Origin of the sequence: Hymenobacter sp. ISL-91 (genome assembly GCF_018613725.1) — a bacterium.
GTDB lineage: Bacteria > Bacteroidota > Bacteroidia > Cytophagales > Hymenobacteraceae > Hymenobacter.
The window spans coordinates 16,079-31,869 of record NZ_JAGGPS010000003.1 but is presented as its reverse complement, the minus strand read 5'-3'; the positions used below and the strand labels follow the sequence as shown (position 1 = coordinate 31,869).

Sequence of the window (15,791 nt, the reverse complement as noted above, 5' to 3'; positions counted from 1 at the left end):
GTTGCTTAGGGTTTAAAAGTGCCACCTGGCCACTGACCGGTTCCTGGCGAGGCATTCAGCGGCCAGGTGGCACTTCTAATGTATGCAAAGCAGCAACGACGCGCGAAGCTCCAACTTCGCGCGTCGTTGCTGACTGCCAACCGATTCCGTTCAACGATGCGCGAAGTTGGAGCTTCGCGCTACACGCTCACGGCCGGCTTTTGTGTAAGTCCTATCTCAATTGAATTTCCCGTGGTAGCGCAGCACTTCCAGTAATCCTTCGCGGTAGGTTTCACCTATGGGTAGCGGCGTACCATGCACCTGCACACGGTGGCGCTCCACGAATTCGAGGTGGCGCAGGTTGATGAGGTAGGACTTGTGGATGCGCACGAAGCGGCCGGCCGGCAGCTGCTCCTCCAGCTTGCGGAACGACTGCAGCACGAGCAGCTTGCCGGTGGCCGTGTAGTACATCAGGTACTCCTTCTGGCCCTCCGCGTAGTAAATATCATCTACCAACACCCGGCGCAGGCGGTTGTCGTGGCGCACAAACAGCGCTTCGTCGGCGGCGACCGGGTCGGGGACGGTGGCTTCGGGGGCAGCGGCGGCCGGGGCGGCCGGGGCCAGTGGCGGCAGCAGGGCGGCGCGGGCGCGGTGGGCAGCCTGCACAAACCGCTCGAAGGAGATGGGCTTGAGCAGATAATCCAGAGCCGGCAGCTCGTAGCTCTGCACGGCATAATCGGGGTGGGCAGTGGTGAAGATGATGCGCGGACCAGGCGCGGGCAGCAGCTGCGCCAGCTGCAGGCCCGTCAGGCGGGGCATCTGGATATCGAGAAACACGACATCCACCGGGTTGTCCTGCAGGAAGGCCGCCGCCGCCAGCGCATCGCCAAACTGCCCCTGCAATTCCAGAAACGGCACCTGTCCGCAAAAATCCACCAGCACCTTCCGGGCCAGCGGCTCATCATCTACCACGATGCAATTCAATGGGCGGCGACTACCAAAATCAGGAACAGGTATCATACAGATAATGAAATGAATACATGCGTTTCGAATTGCACTGCGTTTGCTTGAAATAAGAACCGTTTACTTATTTCCTAACCAAAAAGGCGTGTATGGCTGCCGCGTACAAGTCGCCGTATTGTTCAGGCTTTGATGAGAGGGCCATCAGCCCTTCTCCATGCGCTCCTTCAAAACTTATCAACTTACGCCGCCGATGGTGAGCGGCCTGCACGATGCGCCGGGAATCAGCCAGCGGCGTGTTCGTATCCTTCGTTCCGGCTACGAGCAGCATAGGACACTGTATTTGCGCCAGTAGCGCAGAGTACATAGCTGCTTCGGAAGGCAGGGTCACGGTTTTGTTTTTCACCTGTTTGATGGCGGCTACCAGCGCAACCGGATCAGCCACGTAGCCTTCCCCTATCAAGAAGTCTGGCTGCTCGGTGGCGGCTACGTGGGTAGCCATTATGGTACCCATCGAGAAACCAAAAATACCAGTGCGGGATTGTGGAAACTGTTGACGCGAATACAAAAGCGCCGCCCGCAAATCAACCGCAAATTCAGTGTAGTACAGCCGCTGCTGATCAATGGCAAAATCGGAACTGTGCCCAAAGCCCCGATAATCGAAAAGCACTACTCGGTAACCTACATCAGCCAGCATTTTCGCATGGAAAAGCAGCTGTCCCATATTACCGGCGTCACCTTCGGCTATTACTATCGTAACGTGCTGGTCGCGGCTGCCTTGAGGCTCAATGATCCAACTAGCGAGTTGGAAATGGTCAGGCGTTTCGATGCGCACGGCACGGTACGCCAGCCCCAGCGAGTCGGGTGTGTAAGTATAGATACGACTAGGGCGTAACGCATATACCGGCAATGACAATACAAGCGACAGGACGATAAGCAAACACTGTTTCATGAGGCAGACAATGAATTTAGGGTACAATAGCAGGGAAGGCGCCAAGATTTTATTGATTCACTATCTCCTTATTTCACGGCTACCGGTACGGTTAGCCGCACAGCGTATTCCTGCTGGTTGGCCGTTACTACCAGCGCGTGCCGCCCAGGATACAGCAGCTCCAGGCGGCGGCGCAGGTTGGCCAGGCCCATGCCACCAGGCACCGCCGCATCGGGCGAGATGCGGTTGCGCACCGTGAAATGCAGCTGCCCGTCGGCGGTAGCCGCCTGCAACACGATGCGCACGACATGGGGCCGGGCCGTCAGGTCGCCGTGCTTGAAGGCGTTTTCGACCAGCGGCAGCAGCAACATGGGAGGCAGCAGCAGTTGGTGGCTGGCGTCGGGCGGGAGCAGAATCCGGAAGTCGATGGCCTCGTCGGCGTCGTTGGAGGCGGTGGTGGGCAGGCGCAGCTGCTGAAGCGTGAGGAAGCTTTGCAGGTGGCCTATTTCGCGGTCCAGTGGCACAAGGTCGTCGGCGCTTTCGTAGAGCTGGTAGCGCATCAGCTCGGCCAGGCGCAACACGGCTTCGGGGGCCTGGGGCGAGGCGTGTAGCGTGAGCGAGTAGATGTTGTTGAGCGTGTTGAACAGGAAATGTGGGTGGAGCTGGCTCCGCAACAGGGCCAGCTCGGTACGTAGCTGCTGCTGCTCCAGGGCGCGTCGGTGGCGCAGCTCGCGCCAATAGTCGCCGGCCAGCCCCGCAAAAAAGCTCAGTAGCAAAATAGCTCCCCCCAGTTGCAGGTAGTAGGCCTGCAGCACCTGCACGTGGTAGCCCAGCGGCTGCGGCTCGCCCCGCACCCGCACCTCATCAAACGCGTAACCTACGCCAATGCGCAGGGCGCAGAACGCCAGCAGCGCCAGCCCCAGCAGCCCTAGGTAGGCACCCAGCCGCCCGCGCCGGAATAGGCGGGGCATCAGCAGCCAGTTGCAATAGAACAGGGCCGAGTCGAGCAGGTTGGCCAGCAGCGCCAGGGGCCAGAAGTTGTCCTGCTGCTGCGGCACCAGTACGCCTTGCCGCAGCAGCCAGTTCTGCCAGTCGATGTAAAACAGCAGCGCAACCCACCCCAGATGCACCCAGGGCAGGCGCTGCGCCCAGGCGGGCAGGCGTGGGCGCGCACGAACGAGGGCAGGGGCAGAGGGCGGCAGCAGAGGGCAGGGACTTGATGAGCCGGCAAAATAGCCAACTCCAGACGCTTCGGGCTAGGTTTTCAACCAGCACCTACCTCCGCATCAACCAACCCGGTGTCGGCTGCTACCAGCCCTAGCCCGCAGCTAGTTGTTGATGTACACCCGAATGAGCTTGGTCAGAATCAAATCCATTTTGCTGCCCAGCGTTTCCAGCTGGCTTCCCATCGCGTCGAGCCGGGTTTCCAGCTCTTCCAGTCGCTGGGCCGGGTCGGGGGTATAATCAACGAGCGAAAACAGGGTGGGGGCGCTGGCTTCCGCTGGCTGGGGTAGCGGACTGTTCAGCAGGGCCAGTTGCTCCAGGCAGCCGGCCTGCCCGGCCAGCAGCTGTTGCATAAGCTGGGTATTGCTCTCCGTGGCCTGTACAAGCTGCCGAAGCAGGTTGGCGTGCTGGCGTAGCTGGGCCGTATGACGGTCCAGAATAGCGGTGGTTTCAGAAAGCAAAGGCTCCAACTGGTCCAGGCGTTCTTCAGGAGTCATAGACAGGACTTGATAGTAAGATTGTAAGGCAATCTACTACTATTCCCTTAGTTTTCGCATATAATAAGGAAATTTCACTATATAATTGTACTAATACTTACTTAGCGACGGTTCTGCTTTTGTGATAGTAGCCGCCGGTAAAGAGTGCCTTATTCCGGCCTGTAAACAGGGTTTTTAGGCTGGCTGATGCCAGATGCTCCAAGCTGCTTCGGCTTGGCGGCAGAGCATGTCGAATCCGTTTTTTATTTGCGCTCCGGCTGCCAGACCGCGGCGCATAAACTCGGTTTCGGCTGGGTTGTACACCAAATCGTGCAGGTAGTGTTGCGGGGTTAAGGCTTCGTAGGGTAGCGGCGGGCACCCGGCTACATCGGGGAAGGTTCCGAGGGGCGTGGCATTGATGATGAGCAGGTGCTCCCGGATAAGTTGGGGTGTCAGGTCGTCGTAGGTGAGGCCCGGCCCCAGCGGATTGCGCGAAACGGTCCAAAAACCAATTGCCAGTTCGCGCAACGCTACTTCTACGGCCTTCGAGGCTCCGCCGCTACCGAGTACCAGCGCCCGCGTTCCGGCCGGCACCGGGTGGGGCAACAGCGCGCGTAGCGAGTCGCGGAAACCGATGTAATCGGTGTTGTGGCCTACCAGCCGGCCATCTTGCCTGAACTCGACGACGTTTACGGCCCCCACCCGCGCCGCCGAAGCGGCCACCTCGTTCAGGAAGGGCCAGATTTGCTCCTTGTACGGAATCGTGACGTTTAGGCCGCGCAGTTGCGGGTGGGCCGCCAGCAGCGCCGGCAGCTCGTGTATCTCGGCCAGTTCGAAGAGCTCGTAGCGGTGGTCGGATAAGCCCAGGCTATGAAACTTCTGGCTGAAATAGGTTTGGGAGAACGAGTGCTTCAGGGAGCGGCCAAGCAATCCGAATTCGGGCATAACACAGAGACAGGTTGGGGCAGTAAGCAACAAAAAAACCGCCGGCTTTCCTTGCGGGGCCGGCGGCTGTGCAGTTTTATTTTGGGTAAATTGGATGAGGCGCTGATGCGAGGCAACGCTTAGGCTACCGGCTTCCGGCGGCTGATGCGCGTTTTGCTGAACTCCCAGACTACCGGCAGCACCGACAGCACAATAATGGCCAGCACTACCAGCGAAAAGTTCTTCTGCACAACCGGAATCAGGCCGAAGAAGTAGCCGGCACTTGTAAGTGAAACCACCCAGACGACTGCGCCCACCACGTTGTAGGACAAAAACTTGGTGTAGTGCATGGTGCCTACACCCGCCACAAACGGCGCAAACGTGCGCACAATGGGAATAAACCGGGCCAGGATGATGGTTTTAGCGCCGTGCTTCTCGTAAAAAGCCTGCGTACGCTCCAGGTGGGTACGCTTCAGAAAACGAGAGTTTTCGCGGAACACCCGCGGCCCCAGATAGTCGCCGATGTGGTAGTTAAGCGTGTCGCCGAGTACGGCAGCTACAATCAGCAGTCCCATTAGCAGCCACACATTAAGGGGCGAGCCGGGCAACGCGGCCGTGGCCCCGGCGGCGAACAGCAGCGAGTCGCCGGGCAAAAAGGGTAGCACCACCACTCCAGTTTCCACGAAAATGATCAGAAACAGGATGGCGTATGTCCAGGTGCCGTAGTCCCGCACAATTTCACCCAGGTGCTTATCGAGGTGAAGAATAAAGTCGATTATCTGCTGCAGGATTTCCATAAGAGGGGGTTGAACCTGCAAAGTAAGCGAGTTGGCAGCAAACGGCCGCCCTTCGCCTCAGTACAATGGCACCAATCAGGCCAGCCGCTGTAAAATGAGCAGGCGGTTGAGCTGCTCCACCTCCATATCCTTCACCGCGAAGCCCAGCCCCTCCAGAAACTCCGGTAGCGGCTGCCCATCGGGCCACAGCTCAGCCGTTACTAATAAGTTGCACAGCGCCCGGCCACCGGGCTGCAACACCCGCCGCAGCTGCTGCCAGAAAGCGGCCTCGCCCAACTCGGGCGGTAGCGTCAGGTCCAGAAACAGATCTACTACAACCAACTCGTAGGTATTGGACGCGGCACCGGGCAGCCAGGCAAACGCATCGGCACACACCAAGTGCAGGTTAGGGCCGGGTTCTACGCCAAACTCCGTAGCGGCTACTTGCAGTACGGCCGGGTCGAGTTCGATGGCCGTAACAGGGCCGGTGCGGCCCTGCTCGTGGCGGAGCAGCGGCAGCACCGAGCCACCGCCCAGACCCAGCACGAGTACCGGCGCGGCCGTGTTGGTTACCGGTACAAAACGCAGCCCATAGCGCAGCACCTGCTGCAGCAGGCCGTAGCTGTAGTTGGCCGTGGCCGTATTCAGCGTTTTGTGTCCGCGCCAGGTGGTAATTTCCAGCCAGCCAGTATGCGCCGAAGGTACCCGACGCGTAAGTGGCATCAGGTAGCTGAGCAGGTGGCGGAAGGTAGCGGGCAGCAGGCGCATCGAAGCTGTGTAGAAAACCGAAAGAACTTCCTGCGTCAGCGGGCATCTGCGGGGCCAAAGCAAGGCGTCTGCGGTGGTAACAACTGCTTTCTGCGCTACTTACTGAGCAGCAATGCGCCAGATTTTACCACCCGCGTCGTCGGCCACCAGCAAAATGCCATTGGGAAGCACCGTTACGCCCACCGGCCGGCCATATACCTCGTTCTTCTCGGCATTGGCAATAAAGCCAGTCAGGAAATCCTCGGGCTTGCCGGTTGGTTTGCCATTCTGGAACGGTACAAATACCACCTTATAGCCCGAAAACTCGGTGCGGTTCCAGGAGCCATGCTGCCCGATAAACGCACCGTTGCGGTAGCGCTCCGGAAACTGCTCGGCCGTATAAAAGGCCAGGCCCAGCGAAGCCGTATGGGCGCCCAGCGGCACGTCGGGCACAAGGGCCTTTTTTACCAGCTCGGGCTTTTCGCCCTTGCGCCGCGGATCAACTTTCTGGCCGAAATAGGAGTAGGGCCAGCCGTAAAAGCCGCCTTCCTGCACGCTGGTCAGGTAGTCGGGTACCAGTTCATCGCCCAACTCGTCGCGCTCATTTACGGCCGTCCAGAGTACGTTGGTGCCCGGAGCCCAGTCCATGCCCACCGGGTTGCGCAGGCCGCTGGCATATATCCGCTCGCCGCTGCCGTCGGGGTTTATTTCGATGATGTTGGCCCGGCGCTCCTCTTCCTTCATGCCGTGCTCACCCACGTTCGAAGCCGAACCCACCGACACATATATTTTACGGCCATCGGGGCTGGCCAGCAGGTTGCGGGTCCAGTGGTTGTTATAGCCGCCGGCCGGCAGGTCCAGTATCTTCGCACCCTGGGCCGTAATCGACGTCTGGCCCTCCTTGTAAGGGTAGCGCCACACGGCATCGGTGTTGGCTACGTAGAAATAGCCGTCGAGCAGCAGCATACCGAAGGGCTGATTGAGGCCTTCCAGAAAGACGGTGCGCACCTCGGGCCGGCCGTTGCTGCGCTCATCGCGCAGCAGCGTAATACGGTTGGCGCTGGTAGGCCGCAACGATTTCGAGGGGTCGAGTTTGAGGGCGGCGGCAACTTCCTCCTTAGGGCCGGTGGGCACCGTGTTAGCCTCGGCCACCAGCACATCGCCATTGGGCAGCACATACATATTGCGCGGGCTTTCGAGGCCGGCCGCGTACTGTGTTACCAGAAACCCGACGGGCACGGTGGGCATGGTTGCCTGAGGCCACTCCACAATCCGGCTGCGCTTGGTAACCGATTTGGTAGCGTAAGGCTCGGGCAGCTCCAGTATATCAGTTTCAGTGGCAACAGTATCAGCCGGTGTAAGAGCAGCGGCTTCGGTTTTTTCCTGTTGGGTAGGGCCACCGCAGGAAGCGGCGAGCAGCAGCGCCGCGGCTGCCAAGAAAGAAGAAATACGCGTCATAGAGGGGTAAGATGGCTGAATAATAGGCGTGCAGGCACGAGTGCGGCCGGTAACAGGCACTTTAACTGAATTGAAGCTTCGGGAGTTGAGCCTGGCATTGGCACCTGCCGCAAGGTTCGGGCCAGCCTGCCATAACCACCAACTCCGTTTCGCGTTGTGCAGAGCAAATGCCCGCATGAACAGCTGTTCAGGCAAGGGCGTTTGCTTTGTACGACGCGAAACGGAGCCGGGTGGTTTCAACCAAACCAATAATTAGCCGCGTGGCATAGAGGTGCCGGGCCGGCCGGGGGCTTTGGGCTCGGGCCGGAACATCTCATCTACCTGGCTCATATCAATGAAGTCGGAGAAGGTGTCGCCGCGCAGCCCCAACCGGATGGTTTCGAGGCTGATAATTTCGTTGGGTGCAATGTTACCCAGGTTTACGTTGGCGCCGAGTAGCTTGATAAACCACACCTGCTGCGCCTTCTGGGGCGCCTCCCAAATAATTTTTTCGAACGGAATCTGGGTCAGAATTTCCTCCACGAGGCCCGAGCGTACCTCGCCGGTGCTGCGGAACAGCCCTACGTTGCCCGCCTCGCGGGCCTCGCCAATTACCTTCACGGCGCCGGCTTCCAGCTCCGTTTTCATCTGCGAAATCCACTTGTAGGGCGGGATAATCTTTTCGGCGTCCTTCGAGCCCACTTCGCTCAGTACCTGCACCTGGCCCGAAAGTGTGCGGATAAATTCCAGCTTTTTGTCGTGGTTGAGGTCGAGCGAACCGTCGGAGACTTCGGCGTACTCCATGCCAAACGTATCGAGCAGGCGCTGGTAGTCGGCGAACTGGTTGCGGATGATGAAGGCCTCAAACAGCGTGCCGCCGAAGTACACCGGAATGCCGGCTTCTTTGTACACGGCCAGCTTGCGCTTGAGGTTGGGCGTAGCATACGAGGTGGCCCAGCCCAGCTTCACAATGTCGGTGTAGCCGGCTCCTACCTCCAGGAAATCCTCCACCTCCCGCACGCTCAGGCCCTTGTCCATTACCATCGTAAAACCTTGTTCGCGGGGCTTGCTGGTGCGCTCGGGCAGCTGGCTGAGGGAGTAGTTCATGTAGTAGGGGCTTTAGCTAGTTGCTGGATGTCAGCGGGGCAAAAGTACGGTTGGATTGGCAAAAGTGAAGGCTGACCTGAAAAGGCAAAGCCGTTGAACGAGGCGGGTAGCTGCGTTCAACGGCTTTATCGGCTGGCTTTTTTTGCCGGGCGCTTATTTCCGGTACTGATCAATCAGGCGGGCTAGCGCCTGTTGCGACTCTAGCTCAGGGAAGTAGTCGAACAGCAACCGGTGCTTGTCGAAATCGAGCGTAAGCGCACTTTCCAGGGTCTGGTAAGCCTCGCGGTAGCGGCCGGCCGCCAGCAGGTAGGCGCATAGCCGGTAGTGCAATTCCGCCTCCACGGGGCTAATTTCAAGGGCCGTGCGCATCAGGTCGATGGCCCCGTCGAAATTGCCCTGCTCATAAAGCAGAATGCTCCAGTTCAGCCAGCCATCCTTGTTGTCGGGGCCGGTTTCGGTGGCTTTCTCGTAGGCCTCCACGGCCGACGTAAGGTTGCCAATCTGGTATTCGGCCGCGGCCAGCGCCAGCCAGTATTCCACGCTCTCATCATACAGCTCCACGGCCTTCCGGAAGAAGTGGATGGCCTCGAAGTATTTCTCCTGTGCCTGCATGATAATGCCGATGCCAAACCACGCCTCGTCCATGGTACCATCAAGGTCGATGGCTTTCTGGTAGAAGCGGCGGGCCAAATCCCACTCGGCCAGCTTCTCGTGGCACTCGCCAATGTTGCACAGTGCTTCGGGCGTAGGCATACCCTCGGCGTGGCTCAGCTCGAACTCGGCAATGGCTGCCCGGTAGCGCTCGATGCTTACGTAGCAACTGGCCAGAAAACCGTGGGCATCATAGTACTGCGCATCAATAAGGATGGCGTATTCGAAGGCGCTGATAGCGGCATCAAAGTGACCGGCCCGGTATTCGGCTTGTCCCAGGTTAAACCAGGCCAGTGCCGAATACGGGTCGTCGTCGGTGAAGCGCCGGAAAAAGTCCAGGTTGCTTTCCAGCCGGCCACTCACTTCCAGGCAGTACAGCAATTCCTGCACGGCCACCTCGTTGTCGGGGCTGAGGCGCAGGCTTTGCTTGTAGTACTTGGCGGCGCTTTTGTATTTCTGCCAGCTTTGGTAGGCCAGGCCGAGGTTAAAGAAAATATCGTCGCGGTCCTCCGTGCTTTCCAACGCTTTCAGAAAGAAAGCCACCGCTTCGGCAAATTCACCTTTCTGGGTGGCGATAATGCCGCGGGTAACGGCCACATCAGGGTTAGTAGGGTCGAGGTGGGCCACGTCCTCAATCTGGGTGCTGGCGGCGGCGTACTCGCCCTTCATGGCCAGCACCTGCGAGCGGTCAATCAGCAGTTCGGTGCTGAACGGGTACTGGGTTATAGCGGCCTCGCAGGCCTGTAGGGCGCGGTCGTACTGGGTGTTGGAGGTATAGTGGTCGATGATGTTCTCAAAATCGGCCAGGTCGAAAAATACGGGCTCGTTGCGGTCTACCATGTCCTCAAAACGGCGCACGGTAGCCAGCACTTCCTCCCGGTCTTCAAAGTTTTCGTTCATTCTCATGCGTCAGCTAACAACACGAACCCGCCAAAAAGGCAGGTTTCGCGGGGTGGGCAGGGGCTATTTCAAACCTGAAACATCCTTACCCTGAATATACAACAACCGCACCACTGGGCAGCAGCAACCAAAGCAGTGCTGCTGTTCTGCCGCTTCGCTATTTCAGCAGTTGCTGGCAGCACCAGCGGATGGTTTCCGGCAAAGGTCGGAAGCCGCGGCCCAACTCCTGGCAGATTTTATCGGCTTGATAGGACAGCGGCCGCCGGCCGGCGCGGGCCGTGTCTTTGGTGATGAGCGGGCGCGCCCCGGTAAGCAGGGAACGAACATGCTCGAGCCGCCAGATAGTTTCGGCGGCCCAGCCTGGTACGGCCACGCTGGGCGGGCGCTTATCGAAGCCGGCCGCCATCAGGCCCAGTACCTCGGCCAGCGGCCAGCGCCCGGCGTTCAGTATATACCGTTCGCCGCTGCGGTTGGTATCGAGGGTGAGCTGCGTCAGCATCTGGGCCACGTCGCGCACATCCACCAGGTTGAGGCTGGAAGGTGTGTAGAAGCGGTGCTCGTTGTAGGCGTAGCGAAAGAGGCGGGTACTGCTGCGGTGCCAGTCGGCGGGGCCCAGTACCACCGAGGGGTTCACCACTACCGCCCGCAACCCCTCCGACACTCCCCGCCACACCTCCAGCTCGGCTAAGTACTTGGACGTGGCGTAGGCGCTGTGCTCGGCTCCTAAATCCCATTGGCCCTGCTCATCGATGCGCAGCGGCTCGGTGGTAGCCAACTCGCGCTGGGCTGCCGCCGCCCCGCCGCCCAGCGCCGCCACCGACGATACGTAGCCCAGCCGGATGCCGGGGCACTCTAAGCAGGCATCCACTACATTAGCCGTCCCCTCCACGTTCACCCGCAGCAGATCCTCTTCATCCTGCGGGGCATACGATACCAGCCCGGCACAGTGAAAGACATGTGTTATCCCCTCTAGTGCTGTTCGCAGACCCAGACCGTCGCGCAGGTCGCCTGGCACCCACTCTACCGCCTGTGCACCAGCTACTATTGGCGGCGTCTGGCCCCGGTAAATCGCGCGTACCGGTAAGCCCCGCCGCCCCAGTTCTGCCAGCAGAAAGCTGCCTATCAACCCTGTTCCGCCGGTTACCAGAATCATGTTACGATTTGTGAGTTGCCGTATGGTTATCAGCGTACTGTTTGGGTTAGATACAACCTACCCTACAATAGCTTACAGCGTGTTGTTCAGCAGCGGCAGGGCCAGGGCTTTGGCCAGATAAGGTGCGGCCAGCGTTTTAGCTCGCAGCGTGTCCAAGTGCTTGGTATGGTGGGTGTCAGTGCCCAGCAAGTCCACTAAGCCACCGTCAATCAGCTTCTCCGCTACGCGCTTGGCCCCACCCGAATAATAGCCGGCCAATGAGTTGAGGTTGACCTGAAGCATAACCCCCTGTTCGCGCAGGCGCTCCAACTCCTCAAAGCGGCCATACAGGTAGGTGTAGCGTTCCGGATGTGCCAGCACTGGTTGGTAGCCAGCTGCCTGCATATTGAAAATGCTTTCGTGCAGGTTGAAAGGCTCGTTGATATACGATGTTTCAAATAGCAGCAGCCGCCGCGCGCCTCCAAACGTCAGCAGCGGCTCCGCCTGCTCCAGCCGCCGCCCAAAATGCTCATCGAGGTAGTACTCGGCGGCGCAGTCCAATTCCAGGCCTGTGATACCCACCTTAGCGGCCGCCACTTGCAGCGCCGCCAAGGCTCCGCGGATACCTTCCGGCGTGTTGCGGTAAAAGTCCCCCATGACATGGGGCGTCATAATCAGCTTGCGGTAGCCGAAGGCCTGCAGTTGGCGTAACAATTCGAGTGACTGTTCCGGCGTCTCAGCTCCGTCATCGAGACCCGGTAGAAGGTGCGAGTGCATGTCGACCTCCAACGTGGCTAACGACGCAACCTCGGCAGGCCGTACCGACTCCCTAAACAGCTTACTGAAAAATGACATAAGCGGCGACTTAATCAGGATACCCGCTTCCGCAGCCGGTTTAGCAGGCCGCCTTTAGGCGTATTATCCTCATCATAGTATCCCTGCCCATAGCCATAGCCATAACCATAGCCATAACCGCTAGTGGTTTTAGCGTCGTTTAGAATGGTCGTTAGCTTCGTAAAGCCATTGGTCCGAATGAGTTTGTTGATATTTTTAAGGAAGGATTTCTTGGAATAGTTAGCCCGGACAACATAAATCGGTACGTCGGCTTTTCGCATGATCAGAATACCATCTGTTACAAGCCCTACAGGGGGAGTGTCAATGATGATAACATCATAATGTTGCTGTAAATCAGCAATCAGAGGGTCAAACATGTCGCTCAGAATCAGTTCTGAGGGGTTAGGCGGGGTAGGTCCGGCCGATATAAAGTCTAGGGTCGGGATATTGGTGTGCTGCACACATTCCTGCCATGTGTGTTTCTCGATAAGAATTGTGCTGATGCCCTTCACATTCTCCGCATCGAAGGCCAGATTCACTTTCGGTTTGCGCATGTCGAGGTCGAGAACGACGACCCGCTGGTCAGAGGCGGCAATAATGCCGGCCAAGTTAACGGCCACAAACGTCTTACCCTCACCACTAATAGTTGAAGTCACTGAAATAAGGCGCTTCTTTCTGGAAGAAGCAACGAATTCCAAATTGGTTCGGATGGAACGGATAGCCTCCGATATTGCTGACTTCGGGTTGCGGTCGACTACCAGCTTCGACACAGCCATCTTCTCTTTATCGTAGGTCGGAATCACGCCCAGTACTGGGGCGTGCGTATTGCGCTCCAGCTCACGGATGTTGGTAACGGTGTTGTGCAACAGGTAGCGAACAGCAATTAGCCCTATTCCCAGCACAATACCCGCCGCCAGGCCAATGGCATATATCATCACCTTGACGGGTGAAATAGGAACGGCAGGAGAAGCAGGAGAAAGGATCTGAAAGTCAGCGGTAGCGCCCGCCATGGAAATGCCAAACTCGATCCGCTTATCCAGCATCATCAAGTTGTACTTTTCATACAGTTCTAGAGGGCGTTGCAGACGGGCCTGCTCTGTGTACTTATCTGGCAAGCTGCGTAGTTCAGACTCCAGTTCGGCTCTTTTGCCTAATAGCTTAGCTTCCTGCGTCTTGAGTATTTGCTGGTTTTTGCGCAGAAGTTGCCGCACTATCTTTTTGATATTGGCAATGTTCTGCTCTTTCGTCTGCATAGCTAATGTAGCACCCGGCTGATAGGATAGCAACGCCCGCTTGAGGTCTAGTTGAGCATCACTCAGTTCGGTGATACGCTGCACTAGTTGGCCATCCTTTACGTCGGCTAAAGCCGGAATACTTTGCATTACGTCTCCATCGGCACGGGTCGTTAATTGCTCCCGATCCAGTAGCTGGCCTACTTCACTCATCATCTCGCTTTGCTCCTGCAATTTGGCTCGCTCCTCTTCCAACGTTTGGAGAAGACCCGTCAACTGCCCTACTTCCCCCTTCACGTCGTAGGAGCCCGTGCGCTTCACAAAGGCTTCCATATTCTCCTCAGCTTGGCTGAGGCTTTGGTTGTTGCTACCCAGTTGCTCGTTAATATAGCGTAATGCCCGGGCAGCCTGCTCACGTTTCTGAGTCAGTTTCTCCTCCAGATATACTGCATCCACGGCATTCACAATGTCGCGGGCTTTTGCAGGGTTATGATCAGTAAATGAGATGCTTATAGTGTTGGCATCTAAGTTTACAATATCAACCAGCAGGTTAGTGTTGAAGTAGGCGCTTAGAGCGCCGGGGCTATTAATAAGGAACGAATATTCTCCATCAAGCGCCGCCGAGCTATATTCTTTTGTTTGACGTATTGTCAACCGAAAGCCAGCCGCTGTAAAAGGTTGGCCAAACGTGTGCTGTTGCTCGGTGCCTCCCAGGTTTTCAGGCAGGATTAGCTCAAATGTGGTAGGGGAGAGAAACCGCAAAGCAATCTTCTGATCGAAAGCAGCATTATCTGTCGCCTCATAACTCACTTCAAAGGGCGAAGACCCATAGATTTCGGTTTCCAAGACCGTGCCTTGGACGTAATAATTAACATCGAGGGCCAGCGAGTCGTTGAGCCGACTGTAAATAATGTCAGATTTAATGAGCTCAACTTCACCTGATAGCTTAGTCAAGCTTTGCTTCTGCTCTACGGCCCCTCCCAAACCACCAAGACCTAATACGCCGGCCTCAGTTTTCTCATCAATCTTCAGCGTGGAAGAGGATTTATAGAGCGGGGGCGTGTAGCGCAAAAACAACCAGGCCGCCGTGAGTCCCAGCGCAATAAGTAATAGTATCCAAGGCAGGCTTCTACGAGCTACAGTTAGTAAAGTGGTCAGGTCCAACCCACCACCATCGTCTTGCTCTTCCGTGGATTCGCCGCCGCCGGCCTGACGGATGAGCTCTTCCAGTTCCGCGTCTTCTTTTACTGCCATTCAGGTAATCAATGAGAAAGCGTTCGGCTAGTTGCCGTTGCTGCCAAGTCGCGAAATAAGGTAAATGGTGCTAACAACCCCTGCAATGCTTGCAATCAAGCTAAACAAAGGTGTTGCATCCTGCAATCCTTCGTAAAAGGGTCGCCGGATAGGCTCAACATATATAATATCATTGGGTTCCACTTGCAGATTCGCCCGACGCATGCCGTCAATCGTTGTCAGATCAATAACTTGCACCTGTGGGTTTTTCAAGCTGCCTCGAATCAGACGAATGTTGTCGGCGCGACCAGCGCGGCCGGAAGCAGTAGTACCTACAAAAGCGCCATCGATACCCCCAGCCATAGCTAGCACTTCCAGCAGGTTCATGTTGTCGTTGAACATCTGGATAACCTGCCCGGAGCCACCTGAAGCGGCACCGAGTACGACGATACGGTTGTTGGATACCCGGGTCGTTACAAACACTCCTTTATAGAACTCAGTGTATTTAGTTTGCAACAGGCTGTCGGCCTGTAATAAAGTCAGGCCTTCTAGGCGCTGATAGCCTACCATTGGCAAGCGTACAACACCGTCATGCTGTACTAAAAATTGGTTGCTATTCTGGTTCTGCTGGTTCTGCTGCTGCTGTTGCCCTCCCTGCCGGCCTCCAAAAGCAGATTGTGGTCGGCTAGAGCCAGTACTACCTATACCTCCTATACCGCCTGCACCCATCATGTTGCCAAATTGCAACTCCCCGTTAGGATCGAGGATTCGTTCGCCTTCGTTGGTATACACCCGAACTTCTAGGTAGTCGTTGGGTTGGATAATGTAGTTGCGCTCGGCCCTGTTTACCACATCACGCAACTTCGCCGTATCAAGACGCCCCTCCCCATCGGCTCGAAATAAAATATTCTGTTGATGTACACGGGCAGCGGAGCAGGAGCCCAGTAGTAGTACTGCCGGGGAGCACAGCAGCCACAGGCCGAAGAAGCGGCGAAGGAACAATTTAGGCATGCAGACCGACTCAGGCCGGATTCAGATGGAAAAAACTAAAGCGAAGTACGCTAGTCCCAGTTGGAAGGTAGTTGCTTAAGAACCATCAAAGAAACCGAATAAACTGGGCCTATCAAAATTGGAAGCTCCGCCGGCCTGAATCCTGCACTGGTAGAGCCGGGTGTAAAATCGTACTTTTGCGAACCCAAAGTTGGACTTCGCTGGTTGTAGCATTCCCGTCCAACTACTTTCAACTAT

At 57.2% G+C, this 15,791-nt stretch carries 14 protein-coding genes; all 14 read right to left on the bottom strand.

Features of this window, described 5'->3' with window-relative positions; all coding sequences use genetic code 11:
* Positions 1-216: 216 nt before the first annotated feature.
* Entirely contained in the window at positions 217-999 is a 783-nt protein-coding gene (locus J7E24_RS00715) for a LytR/AlgR family response regulator transcription factor (RefSeq protein WP_215134113.1), read from the bottom strand.
* Between the two features lie 67 nt (positions 1,000-1,066).
* On the bottom strand, positions 1,067-1,891 hold the full coding sequence (locus J7E24_RS00710) for an alpha/beta hydrolase (RefSeq protein ID WP_215134111.1): 825 nt from the start codon (positions 1,889-1,891) through the stop codon (positions 1,067-1,069).
* Positions 1,892-1,959: 68 nt separating this feature from the next.
* On the bottom strand, positions 1,960-3,000 hold the full coding sequence (locus J7E24_RS00705; protein WP_215134109.1) for a sensor histidine kinase: 1,041 nt from the start codon (positions 2,998-3,000) through the stop codon (positions 1,960-1,962).
* 198 nt (positions 3,001-3,198) lie between these two features.
* Positions 3,199-3,591 (bottom strand): hypothetical protein, encoded by a 393-nt coding sequence (locus tag J7E24_RS00700; protein ID WP_215134107.1) that lies wholly within the window; start codon positions 3,589-3,591, stop codon positions 3,199-3,201.
* Positions 3,592-3,765: 174 nt separating this feature from the next.
* The gene (locus J7E24_RS00695; RefSeq protein WP_215134105.1) at positions 3,766-4,515 is read right to left on the bottom strand and encodes a shikimate dehydrogenase family protein; all 750 of its coding nucleotides are present in this window, start codon (positions 4,513-4,515) and stop codon (positions 3,766-3,768) included.
* A gap of 119 nt (positions 4,516-4,634) precedes the next feature.
* The gene (locus J7E24_RS00690) at positions 4,635-5,291 is read right to left on the bottom strand and encodes a DedA family protein (protein WP_215134103.1); all 657 of its coding nucleotides are present in this window, start codon (positions 5,289-5,291) and stop codon (positions 4,635-4,637) included.
* Between the two features lie 75 nt (positions 5,292-5,366).
* Positions 5,367-6,038 (bottom strand): spermidine synthase, encoded by a 672-nt coding sequence (locus tag J7E24_RS00685; RefSeq protein ID WP_215134101.1) that lies wholly within the window; start codon positions 6,036-6,038, stop codon positions 5,367-5,369.
* A gap of 99 nt (positions 6,039-6,137) precedes the next feature.
* Positions 6,138-7,475 (bottom strand): PQQ-dependent sugar dehydrogenase, encoded by a 1,338-nt coding sequence (locus J7E24_RS00680; protein WP_215134098.1) that lies wholly within the window; start codon positions 7,473-7,475, stop codon positions 6,138-6,140.
* A gap of 252 nt (positions 7,476-7,727) precedes the next feature.
* Entirely contained in the window at positions 7,728-8,561 is an 834-nt protein-coding gene (locus J7E24_RS00675) for a phosphosulfolactate synthase (RefSeq protein ID WP_215134096.1), read from the bottom strand.
* 153 nt (positions 8,562-8,714) lie between these two features.
* Positions 8,715-10,112, bottom strand: coding sequence for a tetratricopeptide repeat protein (locus J7E24_RS00670; protein WP_215134094.1), 1,398 nt, complete (start codon positions 10,110-10,112; stop codon positions 8,715-8,717).
* A gap of 157 nt (positions 10,113-10,269) precedes the next feature.
* On the bottom strand, positions 10,270-11,265 hold the full coding sequence (locus J7E24_RS00665; protein WP_215134092.1) for an NAD-dependent epimerase/dehydratase family protein: 996 nt from the start codon (positions 11,263-11,265) through the stop codon (positions 10,270-10,272).
* A gap of 72 nt (positions 11,266-11,337) precedes the next feature.
* Entirely contained in the window at positions 11,338-12,021 is a 684-nt protein-coding gene (locus tag J7E24_RS00660) for a tyrosine-protein phosphatase (protein WP_251046949.1), read from the bottom strand.
* Positions 12,022-12,113: 92 nt separating this feature from the next.
* Positions 12,114-14,564, bottom strand: a complete 2,451-nt coding sequence (locus tag J7E24_RS00655; RefSeq protein WP_215134088.1) for a GumC family protein — start codon at positions 14,562-14,564, stop codon at positions 12,114-12,116.
* 27 nt (positions 14,565-14,591) lie between these two features.
* Positions 14,592-15,554, bottom strand: a complete 963-nt coding sequence (locus J7E24_RS00650) for a polysaccharide biosynthesis/export family protein (RefSeq protein WP_215134086.1) — start codon at positions 15,552-15,554, stop codon at positions 14,592-14,594.
* Between the last annotated feature and the right edge of the window lie 237 nt (positions 15,555-15,791).

Bases quoted from the DNA above. Each gene is read 5' to 3' on its own strand.
- J7E24_RS00655 (WP_215134088.1), bottom strand. From the start codon at position 14,564: ATGGCAGTAAAAGAAGACGCGGAACTGGAAGAGCTCATCCGTCAGGCC.
- J7E24_RS00690 (WP_215134103.1), bottom strand. From the start codon at position 5,291: ATGGAAATCCTGCAGCAGATAATCGACTTTATTCTTCACCTCGATAAG.
- J7E24_RS00680 (WP_215134098.1), bottom strand. From the start codon at position 7,475: ATGACGCGTATTTCTTCTTTCTTGGCAGCCGCGGCGCTGCTGCTCGCC.
- J7E24_RS00685 (WP_215134101.1), bottom strand. From the start codon at position 6,038: ATGCGCCTGCTGCCCGCTACCTTCCGCCACCTGCTCAGCTACCTGATG.
- J7E24_RS00665 (WP_215134092.1), bottom strand. From the start codon at position 11,265: ATGATTCTGGTAACCGGCGGAACAGGGTTGATAGGCAGCTTTCTGCTG.
- J7E24_RS00710 (WP_215134111.1), bottom strand. From the start codon at position 1,891: ATGAAACAGTGTTTGCTTATCGTCCTGTCGCTTGTATTGTCATTGCCG.
- J7E24_RS00675 (WP_215134096.1), bottom strand. From the start codon at position 8,561: ATGAACTACTCCCTCAGCCAGCTGCCCGAGCGCACCAGCAAGCCCCGC.
- J7E24_RS00670 (WP_215134094.1), bottom strand. From the start codon at position 10,112: ATGAACGAAAACTTTGAAGACCGGGAGGAAGTGCTGGCTACCGTGCGC.
- J7E24_RS00695 (WP_215134105.1), bottom strand. From the start codon at position 4,515: ATGCCCGAATTCGGATTGCTTGGCCGCTCCCTGAAGCACTCGTTCTCC.
- J7E24_RS00650 (WP_215134086.1), bottom strand. From the start codon at position 15,554: ATGCCTAAATTGTTCCTTCGCCGCTTCTTCGGCCTGTGGCTGCTGTGC.
- J7E24_RS00715 (WP_215134113.1), bottom strand. From the start codon at position 999: ATGATACCTGTTCCTGATTTTGGTAGTCGCCGCCCATTGAATTGCATC.
- J7E24_RS00700 (WP_215134107.1), bottom strand. From the start codon at position 3,591: ATGACTCCTGAAGAACGCCTGGACCAGTTGGAGCCTTTGCTTTCTGAA.
- J7E24_RS00660 (WP_251046949.1), bottom strand. From the start codon at position 12,021: ATGCACTCGCACCTTCTACCGGGTCTCGATGACGGAGCTGAGACGCCG.